The sequence below is a fragment of the Lutibacter sp. genome, assembly GCF_041596795.1.
Lineage (GTDB): Bacteria > Bacteroidota > Bacteroidia > Flavobacteriales > Flavobacteriaceae > Lutibacter.
The window spans coordinates 1-13,498 of record NZ_JBFHHX010000094.1 but is presented as its reverse complement, the minus strand read 5'-3'; the positions used below and the strand labels follow the sequence as shown (position 1 = coordinate 13,498).

8 protein-coding genes are annotated in these 13,498 nt (G+C 30.4%); 7 read left to right on the top strand and 1 reads right to left on the bottom strand.

Annotated elements, in window-relative coordinates; all coding sequences use genetic code 11:
- On the bottom strand, positions 1 to 318 hold a 318-nt coding region (locus ABY298_RS11140), incomplete at its 3' end, for a hypothetical protein (protein ID WP_372746131.1).
- 92 nt (positions 319 to 410) lie between these two features.
- Between ABY298_RS11140 and ABY298_RS11135 the strand changes: the two genes are divergently transcribed.
- The 7 genes from ABY298_RS11135 to ABY298_RS11105 form a co-directional block, all read left to right on the top strand.
- Complete coding sequence (locus ABY298_RS11135; protein WP_372746130.1) at positions 411 to 2,729, top strand: chondroitinase-B domain-containing protein; 2,319 nt, start codon at positions 411 to 413, stop codon at positions 2,727 to 2,729.
- 104 nt (positions 2,730 to 2,833) lie between these two features.
- Positions 2,834 to 5,062 (top strand): heparinase II/III family protein, encoded by a 2,229-nt coding sequence (locus tag ABY298_RS11130; protein WP_372746129.1) that lies wholly within the window; start codon positions 2,834 to 2,836, stop codon positions 5,060 to 5,062.
- Positions 5,063 to 5,175: 113 nt separating this feature from the next.
- Entirely contained in the window at positions 5,176 to 7,461 is a 2,286-nt protein-coding gene (locus ABY298_RS11125) for an alginate lyase family protein (protein WP_372746128.1), read from the top strand.
- Positions 7,462 to 7,474: 13 nt separating this feature from the next.
- The gene (locus ABY298_RS11120; RefSeq protein WP_372746127.1) at positions 7,475 to 7,849 is read left to right on the top strand and encodes a cupin domain-containing protein; all 375 of its coding nucleotides are present in this window, start codon (positions 7,475 to 7,477) and stop codon (positions 7,847 to 7,849) included.
- Between the two features lie 528 nt (positions 7,850 to 8,377).
- Positions 8,378 to 11,449, top strand: a complete 3,072-nt coding sequence (locus tag ABY298_RS11115; RefSeq protein WP_372746126.1) for a SusC/RagA family TonB-linked outer membrane protein — start codon at positions 8,378 to 8,380, stop codon at positions 11,447 to 11,449.
- Between the two features lie 31 nt (positions 11,450 to 11,480).
- Positions 11,481 to 12,950, top strand: a complete 1,470-nt coding sequence (locus tag ABY298_RS11110) for a RagB/SusD family nutrient uptake outer membrane protein (protein WP_372746125.1) — start codon at positions 11,481 to 11,483, stop codon at positions 12,948 to 12,950.
- A 28-nt stretch (positions 12,951 to 12,978) separates the two neighbouring features.
- A partial coding sequence (locus tag ABY298_RS11105) for a PKD domain-containing protein (protein ID WP_372746124.1) occupies positions 12,979 to 13,498 on the top strand: 520 nt, incomplete at its 3' end.

Sequence of the window (13,498 nt, the reverse complement as noted above, 5' to 3'; positions counted from 1 at the left end):
TAAAATAGAACCGGCAGATGCTGCACGTGCGTTATTTCTACTATCAATTACTAAAACTGCTCCTTCTGGACATTCTTCAACAGCAACACGTTGTGGATGCTTTGGATCACGAAAAGCCGAGATAGGGTTTAAATCTTCTCTGGCAGGAATATACCTTAATGTATAAGCTTCCCCAACCATAGTTGGTTTTCCTAATTTTAAAGGTTTTACATTTTGTATAAATTGATTTTTTAACCCGCGTTTAAATAAACAAGTTGCAATGGTGGCAGTACTAACTTTTGTAAGTTTTACTCTTGTTGTAGATGATAATGTGCTCATTGTATGTAAATTTTAGTAGAATCGTATTGTTAACTAAACAAATATACATATATTTGGTAAACCAAATTGGTAAACCAATATATTTTATTAAGATGAATTCAAATAAGTTTTATTTTTTAGCCCTAGTAATTATTTTTTCAATAACAATTTCTTGTCAAAAACAAGTTGTATCTGGAATATTAGTTCGTAATATAGATGAGTTTAATAGTGCAGTTGCCAACGCAAAAGCAGGAGATGAAATTGTTTTAGCAAATGGAGTTTGGAAAGATGTTGAACTAGTTTTAAAAGGAGAAGGAACCAAAGAAAGTCCAATAAAGTTAAAAGCCGAAACCGAAGGTGAAGTTTTTATTGAAGGAGTTTCAAATTTAAAAATAGGTGGTAAGTTTTTAGAGGTTAGTGGCTTGTATTTTAGAAACGGTCATACGCCATCGGGTACGGTAATTGAATTTTTAATAGATAAGGAAACTTTTGCAAATAATTGTAAAGTAACCAATTGTGTAATTGAAGATTTTACACAGCCAAATAGAGAAGATACAGATCATTGGGTAGAATTTTGGGGTAGAAATAATGAGTTAAGTAATTGTTATCTTGCCGGGAAGTCTAATTTTGGTCCTACAATTAGAGTTTTCTTAAAAGGAAATGAGCATATAAAAAACAATCATAAAATTATTAATAACCATTTTGGACCTCGTCCAAGAAAAGGAGGTCCTCACGGAGAAACATTACAAATTGGAGATAGTGGAACTTCTATGACTCCATCTAATACTATTGTTGCAAATAACTTTTTTGATCGTTGTAATGGTGAAGTTGAAATTATTTCAAGTAAATCTAACAACAACGAGTTTAGAAATAATATTTTCTTTGAATGTGAAGGTTCTTTAGTAGTTCGTCATGGAAATTATGCAACTATTGATGGTAATATTTTTATTGGAAATGATAATTCAAAATTTATTGGAGGAATACGTGTTGTAAATACAGGACATTGGATAACCAACAATTATTTTTATAAAATTAATGGATCGGAGTTTAGAAGTGCTTTAGCAGTAATGAACGGAATTCCAAAATCACCATTAAATAGATATAACCAAGTAACGGATGTTGTGGTTGCTTACAATTCGTTTATAGATTGTAAATCTCCATTAAATTTTAGTGTAGGTTCAAATGTTGATAAAAGCGATGTGTTACCTGCTTCAGAAATTCGTTCGGAAAGACCAGAACGTACAATTTTAGCTAATAATTTAATTTATAACCAAACTAACGGAGAATATCCAATTGTTAATTATGATAAAGTTGATGGAGTATTGTTTAAAAACAATATTTTAAATAGTGAGAATAAAAGTGAAGTTAAAAGCGATGGTTTAATTACAAAGAAATTTGAGGTAAATAAATTATCTGATTGGTTATATGCTCCAACTCAAAATGATAGCGAAATATATGCTGGTTTTGATTTTGAAACTATTACAAAAGATTTATTTGGAAATGATAGAACAACAAATAATAGTATTGGTGCTATTTGTTTACCGGTAAATGAAAGCAAAATAAATATTGATAAAAAAGCATATGGTCCAACTTGGTTTAATGCTGAAAAACAACCAGATGCCAAAACTATTGTTGAAGTATCTACTGTTAAAGATTTAATTGAAGGATTGAAAAACGCAAAATCTGGAGATATTTTAACATTAAAAGCTGGAGTTTATGATGTAAATCAAGCTTTAGTAATTGATAAAAAAATAACCATTAAATCGGCTGATGCAAATTCAAAAGCAACACTTAATTTTGGTACAAACACTCAAGGGGCAGCATTTCAAATGCATCCAAAAGGTAATTTAATTTTAGAAAGTGTTTTAGTTAATGGAACTCCTACACAAGATGCCGTTGCAACACTTGATAAAAACATGTCTATTGCGTTTAATCTAGTGTTAAATAATACCGAAATAAATAACTTTAAAAGTGTTTTAAAAGTATCAAAAGGTTCTTTTGCAGACACAATTTCTGTTGTAAATTCTACCATTAAAAATTGTATTAGCGGAATTCAATTGGCAGAGGAAATAGATGATAAAGGAGATTATAATGCCGAGTTTGTATATATTAAAAACTCTAAGTTTGAAGCTGTTCAAAAAGATGTTTTAAATTACCATAGAGGTGGTTATGATGAATCTACAATTGGTGGAAATTTAGAAGTAACTGCTAGTGAATTTATAAATTGTGGAAAAGCTGATAAAACTGGTATTTTATTAAAAAACAGAGGAATTGTAAATGTTACAATTGCTGATAACAAGTTTACAAACAATCCTGTAAAATTAATTGCAATTTTATGGGGAGAAAAAGGTCAAAAACCAGGAGAGAATATTATTACTAATTCTGGAAAATTTGAAATTCAACAAAACTTGAAAATGAAATTAATGTATTAAGTAATTTTTATTTAATTATTAGTTGAAAGCTTTGTGAGATGTTTTATAAATTAAGGTAGTAGTAAATTTAGATGAGATTAAATTATTCGATTTTATTTCTTTTGTTGTTTGTTTTTTTTAATGGGTTTTCACAAGAAATTCCTGCAAATTCAATTATAGCAAATAGTAAATTATCTCACTATTTAAATAATCAGGCAATTGCTAATTTCAAAAATAAAAAGAATATTTCTCAAGAAGAGTTAGCTTTTTATTTAAGGGAGAAATATGCAGAACGTTATTTTTTTAATTGGAAAAATTTCGAGTCCAGATTTAAAGATTACCAATCTATTTATCCTGCTTCTAAAAATGAGCATAGTGAGCGAGCTGCTGATCATATGGCTAAATTTTCGGCAATTACTAAATGGAAATTACCTTTTAATTATTTAAATGGAGAGCCAGTTAATGCGTATGCGGTGCGTCATTTGGCGCGTCAACATAAAATGGTAGATGTTGCGTTTGAATATCATTATTCAAACAAAAATCAAACGTATTTAAATTATTTCAAAAATCAATTAAAGTCGTTAAATACAGCTTTAAATAGTAACCAATTCGAACAAATGAAAGATGGTAACGGCACGTATGAAGCTTTTCGTGCTGGTTATCGTGTATTAAATTGGCTGCAAATACATTCATTTTTTTTAGGCGAAACTAATTATTCGGATGCCGATCAGTTAACTACCATTGCAACCTTATTACAACATGGAGCGAGTTTATACCAAAACAATCAAGAATTTGTTCCAGGAAATCATCAAACAAGAGGAATGTCTGCTTTGGCAATGCTTTCTATTGTTTTAAGAGATTTTAAAGGAACAGATGTTTGGTACAAACATTCAATGAAATTGTTAGAAGAGCATTTAGCTAAAGAAATTAATGATGATGGTTTTCAATTTGAGCGTTCAGTACATTATCATATGAGTGATATTGATAACTATTATTATGTGTATCAATTAGCTAAAATTAGCAACTTGGAAGTAAATGAATTTTGGGAGCAAAAATTAAAATCATTGTTTACTACCTTGGTTAAAATTGCGTATCCAGATGGTTCAGCACCTGTTTTACAAGATGATACAGATGATCCTTGGGCTGAAAAAAATAATATTTCTGGAGCTATTACATTAGGATATTTATTGTTTGGAGATGCTGAAATGGGTTATTTAGCTGAAAATTCAGTGGATGCTAAAACCTATTGGTATTTAAACAATGCACAATTGGAAATGTTAACCAATATTCAAAAACAACAGCCACAAATTAAATCAACCTCATTCCCAACAACTGGTTATTATATTTTTAGAGAAGGTTGGAATGCAAATGATAAAATGATGACTATTTCTGCGGGTTTAGATAAAGATAAACCTGATCATCAACATGGTGATATGTTAGGTGTGCAAGCTATGGCTTATGGAAAAGTTGTTTTACCAAATTATCAAGTGCGTTATTCATTGCCAGATTATGAATTTTTTAAAAATTCTATGGTTAAAAATGTTGCCTTAGTTGATGATGAATTACAAGGTAAAAAGTACAAAGGTAACCAAGGTGGAAGTGGTTTTGGAAAATTTGGAGAATTGCCAAAACCAACGGTATTAAATTGGAAAGTAGGTAGTGATATTGAGTATTTTATTGGTTCGCATAATGGCTTTGAAAAAAGTGGAATTAAATATGTGCGCCAAGTTATAAATGTAAATAACGATTTTTGGATTGTAAAAGATAATTTTAAATCTGATAAAGAGCATACGTACAAACAAGTTTGGCAAGGACATTATTCTTTAGAAAATTCCCCAAATTTAATTCGTTCAACTTTTGATGATGCTGCTGGATTAGATATTTTTCAATTGAATTCTGTTGATGGAGTTGAAAATTCAGGAACAAGAGGGAAGCAATGGTCTGTTATTTCTAAAAAACAAGAAGGAGATTTTAGTTTTGCCACTATTATTTTTCCTTATAAAGGTTTTGATAATAGAATTAATGAGCTGGCTAAGTTACCTAATTTTAAAGGCTGGAATTTGTACAATTCCAACTGGAAAGTTATTGGAGAAAATACAACGTTGCTTTCTAAGGGAGATGAAGTTATTATTTTAGCAGGTTCAGAAATTCAATTTAAAAATATAAAAATTTCAAGTTCTACTCCATTAGATCTAATTATTAAAATTAAAAGTACTACATTAGATGTTCAATCTGCCAATATTAATAATTGTGAAATATCAATTGAAGGAGCAAGTAGTATTTTGGTAAATTCAATAAAATCAAAAAATCAATTTACAGTTGGTATTACCGATGAAATTGAGATTGCTTTTTAACCAACACAGATTTATTTAGCATACTTAAATGTTAAAAATCTACAGAAATTTTTGTAGACTAAACAATTATCTTTATATTTGGTAAACCAAATTGGTAAACCAATTATAACTTCATGAAATTTATCAAAAAATTATCTGTATTATTAGTCTTATTATTAGTAGTGTTTGTATCGTGTAAAGCTCAGACTAAATCAATTTCCAAAAACGATAACACACAAAAACATCCCAATTTAATTTTAACTCAAAAAGGTGTTGAAAGTATACGAGCGGAATTAGGAAATGTTCCTATTTTTGATGCTTCTTTAGCTAAAGTGAAAGCAGAAGTAGACGCTGAAATTTTAAATGGTATTGAAGTGCCTATACCAAAAGATTTTTCCGGTGGATATACGCATGAACGTCATAAAAAGAATTTTTTAATTGCTCAAAAAGCAGGTGTTTTATATCAAATATTAAATGATGAAAAGTATGCAGCTTATGTAAAAGAAATGCTGTTTGCTTATGAAAAAATATATCCAACATTGCCTGTTCATCCTCAAACACGTTCGTATGCCCGAGGAAAACTTTTTTGGCAATGTTTAAACGATTCTAACTGGTTAGTATATGTAAGCCAGGCCTATGATTGTGTATATAATTATTTATCGCCAAAAGAAAGAAAACAATTAGAAAAGAATTTATTTATACCGTTTGCTAATTTTATTTCAGAAGGCAATCCTCAATTTTTTAACAGAGTACATAACCATAGTACTTGGGGAAATGTTGCGGTTGGAATGATTGCTTTGGTTATGGATAATGATGAGTTGTTAGATAGAGCGTTAAATGGATTAAAAACAGATAATATTGATCCGAATGCGAAAGATAATGATGGTGGTTTTATTAAAAAAGCTGGACAAAAAGTTGGATTTTTAGCCAATTTAGATGAACCTTTTTCACCAGATGGATATTATACTGAAGGTCCTTATTATCAGCGTTACGCAATGTATCCTTTTTTAGTTTTTGCTGAGGCTTTGCATAACGTTAAGCCAGAAATGAAAATTTTTGAATATAAAGACGGCGTTTTGTTAAAAGCTATAAATACATTATTAAATTTAACAGATGCTGATGGAGAGTTTTTCCCTTTAAATGATGGGCAAAAAGGAATGTCGTATTATTCACGTGAATTGGTTTCTTCTGTTGATATTGGTTATCATTATGGTGGAAATCAGCCTGAATTATTAGCAATTGCAAAAGATCAAGGCGATGTTTTATTAGATGATACAGGATTATCAGTAGCTATTGGTATTCGTGATGGTTTAGCAAAACCTTTTGTAAAAAAATCACTACAATTAAGAGATGGTGCAGATGGAACTCAAGGAGGTGTTGGAATTTTAAGAGTAAATGGTGCAAAAGATGAATTTACATTAGTTTCAAAATATTCTGCTCAAGGTTTAAGTCATGGGCATTATGATAAATTGTCTTTTTCATATTATGAAGGTGGTAATGAAGTGTTGCAAGACTATGGTTTAGCGCGTTATGTAAATATTCAACAAAAAGGAGGTGGAAATTATTTACGAGAAAATACCACTTGGGCTAAACAATCAATTGCACATAATACAGTAGTGCAAAATGAAACATCTCATTTTGATGGAGATTTTGAAACTGGAAGTTTAAATCATTCTGTTAATTATTTGTTTGATGCTTCAAATTTAGATGCGCAGGTTGTAAGTGCTAAGGAATCTAATGCGTATCCTGGTACAGAAATGCATAGAACACAATTTTTATTGAAAGATAAAGACTTTGAAAATCCGTTATTATTAGATATTGTAAATGTTACGTCATCAAACGTAAATCAGTACGATTTGCCTTTTTACTATTTCGGACAAATTATTTCATCTAATTTTAAATACAATACTCCAAAAGTTTTATCTCCATTAGGAAGTAAAAATGGATATCAACATTTATGGAATGAAGGTGTAGGAAATTCAACAAGTGGTAATGCAAAATTATCTTGGTTAAGTAATGAGCGATTTTATACATTAACTACGGTGGTAAATGATAAAGACGATTTAATTTTTGCTAGAATTGGCGCTAATGATCCTGATTTTAATTTACGCCCAGAACCTGCATTTATAGTAAGAAAGAAAGATATTGGAAACACTCAATTTGTATCAGTTTTAGAATCTCACGGAAATTATAGTCCTGTAACTGAGAATGCTATTAATGCATTTAGTACTATAAAAAAATTAGAGGTTGTTTTTTCTGACGAAAATTATATTGCAATTTCAGTTGAAACTATTGATGGAAATTTAAAGTTAATTGTTGTATCTTTAAAAGATTCGGCGAAAGATAAAAAACATAGTATAATAATAAAGGATAAGGCAGTTGAATGGACTGGCGCTTATCATTTTAATAATTTAAAATAAATAACATATAATTATGAAACGATTTAGTGAAAAATACGTCATCGCAAAAGACATGGAATGGGAAAATCTTGGTGGAGGAGTATCAAGAAAGTTTTTAGGTTACGATAACCAAATAATGATGGTAAGCGTGAAATTTGATAAAGGAGCATTAGGTGCACCACATCAACATTTTCATACACAAGCTACTTATTGTGTTTCGGGTAAATTTGAATTTGAAATTGATGGAGTAAAGCAAATTATTGAAGCTGGAGACGGAGTGTATATTGAACCTAATTTATTACATAGTGCGGTTTGCTTAGAAGCAGGACAACTAATAGATACATTTAGTCCTGTAAGAGAAGATTTCTTAAGTGGTGTTGGACCATCTTATTTTGGAGATAAAAAGTAAAAAAAGAAAAATCTACTAGTCCAAAAAGAGAGGATTTCTTGAGGCCAAAACAATAGGTTTCTAGTCACTTTAAAAAAGTTCCTAAAGAATAATTTTATTCTTTAGGAACTTTTTTTTGTCAGAATATCAGTATTTTAATTGTATTTCGTAGTTTTTCGTTGATTGTTAAGAAATAATTTAGGCAATATTTTTTTTTAACATTTATTTAATATATATTTGGTTATCCAAACTGGTTAACCACTTTGGGCAACCAAAATAAGTATAATTATAATAATTAAAACCCAATTACTAAATGAAATATGAATACCTCTAAATTAAAAATGATAGGTATACCTATATTTTCTAACTAAAAGAACTTCTATTAAAGGAGAAGTAAAATTAAATAAGAAGTAAAATTCTACTATTGTAAAAACATTAATATGTAAACATATTAATTTAATTTAAACTAAACTTAAACATAAAAATTTAATTATGAATTTAAAAATCAAGCTAACGCTTCTAGTATTATTGATGTTCAATATTACTTTAATGGCTCAGAGCAGTTTTTCTATTGCAGGTACAGTTTTGTCCCAAACAGATGATTCACCAATTCCTGGTGCTAGTATTATAGTTAAAGGAACAACTAAAGGTACTTCTACAGATTTTGACGGAAAATTTTCGTTAAGTGTTAAGTCTGGAGATATTCTAGAGGTTTCTTTTATGGGATTTGCTACTAAAGCAGTTCCAATTGTAAATCAAAAACAAATTACAATTGTGTTAACGGAAGCTGCAAATACGCTAGACGAAATAGTTGTAATTGGATATGGTACTCAGAAAAAATCACATTTAACTGGTGCTATTTCAAAAGTAACAAATGATGATCTTGATCAAATCGCTACATCTAGGGTTGATGATGCTTTAATTGGTCAAGTATCTGGTGTTAATATTCAAGCTACAGATGGTGAAGCTGGTGCTGCTCCAACCATTACTATTAGAGGTGTTGGTTCTATGGCAGGTGATTCTACTCCTTTAATTGTTGTTGATGGAGTTATTGTTGATTCAGGATTTTTAGGATCTTTAAACATGAATAATGTTGAATCATTCGAAATTTTAAAAGATGCTGCGTCATCTTCTATTTATGGATCTAAAGGTGCAAATGGTATTATTATGATTACCATGAAATCTGGTGTATCTGGTAAAACTAGAATTAACTATAGTACATTTACAGGTATTAAAACTCCAAGAAAAAGTGATGCTTACGGTTTTACAACTAAAGAATGGGCTGCAAAACAAATGGAAGAAGTTGGAGAATTATCTCTTTACACTATAGCACAATTGCAAATTGGAACAGACCGTTCTTGGCAAGATGTATTTTTTGAGCAAGGTGTAATTACTAGTCACTCTATCTCTGCAAGAGGAGGAAATGATAATACTAAATATACTGCCAGTTTAAATTACTCAAATGATGAAGGTGTTTTATTAGTTGATAATTATAAAAAATACGGAGCAAGATTAAAAGTAGATAGTAAATTAAATGATAAGTTTAGTATTGGTGCTAATTTTAGTCCTTCATACACAAATAGAAGACGTTTTTCTGAAAACATTCATAACGTAGCCAGACATCAGCCTTGGTTACCTATTTACCACACTGAAGAAACATTAAAATTTGTTGATCCAAATGGAGCTTATGCAAGTCTTCAGCCTGGAGATTACGCAAGACAAGATCATTTTGTTTATTTTGATTTAGATGGTGATGGTCAAATTAATGACAAACTAACTAATATTGGTAACAGTAATAATGCAAATCCATATGCTAGAATTGTAGAGCGTAACAGATCTGATAAAAAGTTTCAGTTATATGGAAGTTTTTATGGTCAGTATAATGTAACAGAAGATTTATCTTTTAAAACAACATTAGCTGGGTCTTATGATGATATTAAGAGAATTGATTATATGGGAACACTTGCCAGAGAAAGCGTTACAGATGCTTACATGCAAGAAATTTCTCAAAAAGAAAATTATGTAATTTTTGATAACTTCTTTAACTATAATAAATCAATTGGTAATCATGATATTGGTGCTGTAGCTGGTGTTTCAGTAGAAAGTAGAAATTACTTCTATTCAAGTATGACAGGAACAGGATATACAAATGATGTTGTTCAACAAATTACAAACGCAACATCTATTTCAGAGTTTGATGGTTTTGAATGGCAAAAAAGAGGAATATCTTACGTGTCAAGGGTAAATTATGCTTATAATAGTAAGTATTTGGCATCTATAAGTATGAGACGTGATGGTAGTTCTATTTTTGGTTCAGATTTTAAATATGGTAATTTCCCAGCTGCATCTATTGGTTGGAATATATCAAAAGAAGATTTTTTAGCTGACAGTGATTTTGTTAATAATCTTAAATTTAGAGCAAGTTATGGTGTTACAGGTAACGACCGTTTAAATACAGGTTCTGTAGATCCTGATGCACAAGGAAGTACTGCTACTTTAAGTACAGGAAATATATTAGTAGATTATTATCCACATTTAGCTTTATTAGGAGCTGCTAACTCTAGTTATGTGGTTGATGGAAGTGTAACTGCAGGTTTCTCACCAGTAAACATTGCAAACCCTGAATTAAAATGGGAGCGTTTAATAGAAATTAACCCAGGAATTGATTTTGGATTTTTAAATAATAGAATTTCTGGTTCTGTAGATTGGTACCAAAGAACAAGTGACCAATTATTGCTAAACAATCCAATTTCTTCTACTACTGGTTTTACAGGGGCTTTAGTTAATTTAGGTGAAGTTAAAAACCAAGGATGGGAACTTGAATTAAGAACAAAAAATATTTCTTCAGAGAAATTTAATTGGAGTTCAACTCTTATAGCAACTACAAATGAAAACACATTAGTTGATTTTGCTGATTCTAATGGTCAAATTACAAGTTTAGATCCAAGTAGACCAGCTGAGTGGATTAACTTAGAAGGACAACCAATATCATTATTTTACGGATATGTTGTTGATAAAGAAATTCCAATTGAATTTTTGGATAGACCATACAGACACGTTGGTGCTCAATCTGGTTTAGTATATGTGAAAGATTTAAACGGTGATGGTGTATTAGATGATGAAGATAAAACAGTTTTAGGAAATCCTTACCCAGAGTTAATTTGGAGTTTTACAAACGAATTTACTTTTGGTGATATTGACTTCTCTTTTATGTTCCAAGGATCTCACGGTGCAGAAGTAAGAAATATTGCAGATCACTACATGTTTAGTAATAATAACAATAGAACACTTGTTGCTAATTCAGCTGGTGAAGTAGCACCTGATCAAAATTTTATGGTAGATAAATATTTTACAAATAGTATTATTCAAGATGCATCTTATATTGCTTTAAGAAATGTAAATATTGGATATAATTTACCAAAAGATGTTTTAGAGAAATTTGGATTCTCTGGATTAAAAATTTATGCAACTGGCCAAAATTTAATTTATAAAACAGCTGCTAATTATACTGGATGGAACCCAGAGGCTACTGACAAAACAAGTCCTACACAGTATGGATACCAAAGAGGTGGATCACCAATTTATAGTACAATATCTCTTGGTTTAAATTTAGATTTTTAATAATTTTTATAACAAAAAAATAAATAATATTATGAAATATTTAAAATATATCGCTATAATCTTAATAGGAAATGTTATCATTTCTTGTAGCGACTTTTTAGAGCCAGAACCAAGTTCAAGTATTACTACAGATAATTATTATACAACGGCTGCAGAATTAGAAACTGGTTTAATGGGTGTTTATGCTGCTATTCAAGGTATTAATAGTAGTGATAAAGATGAGAATCATGGAGTTCAATGGGAATTTTATGTAACTGAAATGCGTACTGATAATACAAGTACAAAAAGCCCTGATTCTGAAGATGCTTCAGATGCAGGTCAGTTAGAAAGTATGGATGTACTTCCAACAAACAATTTTGTTGGAAACTACTACACTAGTTATTTTCAAGTAATCTATAGAGCTAATGTTATATTAGAAAATATAGGTGTTGTGGAAGATGCAGATAGAGCATTGGAAATTGAAGCTGAAGCTAAATTTTTAAGAGCATTTGCTTATTTTAACTTAGTACGTTTATTTGGTGATTTACCATTAGTAGACCGTGTAATTTCACCAGCTGAAACTGATATTCAATTCACTAGAGTAGAAACAAGTTTAATTTACGATTTAATTGTAAGTGATTTAAAAACTGCTGTTTCTGGGTTAGGAGATTCATATAAAACAAGAGCTTCTGTAAATGCAGCTAAAGGATTATTAGCAAAAGTTTATTTATCTTTAGAAACACCAGATTATGTAAATGCACAGCTTTTATGTGAGGAAATTATAAATACAAATAAATACTCTTTACAAAGTAACTACTACAACGTATTTTATTCTGAATTAAATTCTGAAATTATTTTCGCTATTGGATATAACAGTAGTGTGCAAGATAATAGTCAAATTTTCTCAGCAGAATGGATGAATGCAGTTGGGCATACTAGTGGGGTTAATTATGCTACAACAGATGTTGTTGCTGCAATAGATACTTATGGTGGAACTAGAATTGAGAATACGTATAGAAAAGATCCATTAACTGTTCTTTCAGGTGGTACAATTAGATATCAAGTTGCTAAATATTTTCCTGATGGAGCTTCAGGAGGAAGTGACGGACAAACTTTTACAGGTTTACCACAACTTGCCGGTAACGATTGGATTGTATTACGTTACTCAGATATATTGTTAATGCGTGCAGAAGCTATTTTAGCCGGAGCTACAGAAACTACAAGTAGTAGTGCAATAGATTCTTATATGGAAGTTAGAAAAAGAGCTGGTTTTACTGCAGCAACAGATCGTCCATCAAAACTTACTAAAGAGGCATTATTGATTGAAAGACGTGTAGAATTTGCATTTGAAAATCAGAGATTGTTCGATTTAATTCGTTTTGGTGCTGCTCAGGCTACCCTTTCAGCATTTGCAACTGCAAATAATTTTACATTTACTGCTACGGATTTATTGTTACCAATACCACAAAATGAGATAAACTTAAGTAATGGTTTAATGGAACAAAACCCAGGCTATAATTAAAATATAAATTAATTAAATATATAAAGACATGAAGAAAAATATTAATTTAAAAAAATACGTATCTGGAATATGTATGGGTGCTTTAGCACTTGTATTATCTATTTCGATGACGTCTTGCGATCCTACCATTGACTCGTTAACGTATGAGTTAGCAGAGGCAAATTCAAAAGAAGATTTAAATCCACCTGTTGCAAGTTTTAGTGCATCAGTAACATCAGATTATTTAACATATACTTTCTCTAACACTTCGTCAAGTGCTACAGATTATATATGGGATTATGGTGATGGAAACACTTCATCAGGTACAGATGGAGCAAATACTTTTCCTGGAGAAGGAACTTATACAGTTACTTTAATTGCTACAGATAAACTAGGGAAATCTAGTACATACTCTTTAGAAGTAGAGGTTGTTGAACCAGAAGTACCTGCAGCAATTTATCCAGAAATTGTAAATGGAGATTTTGAAGGAGGTACAACAGGTTGGAAACCATCAAAATTTACTGGAGCATCTACAAGTGCATTTAATGCAAGTTCTGATGGAGCCTTTG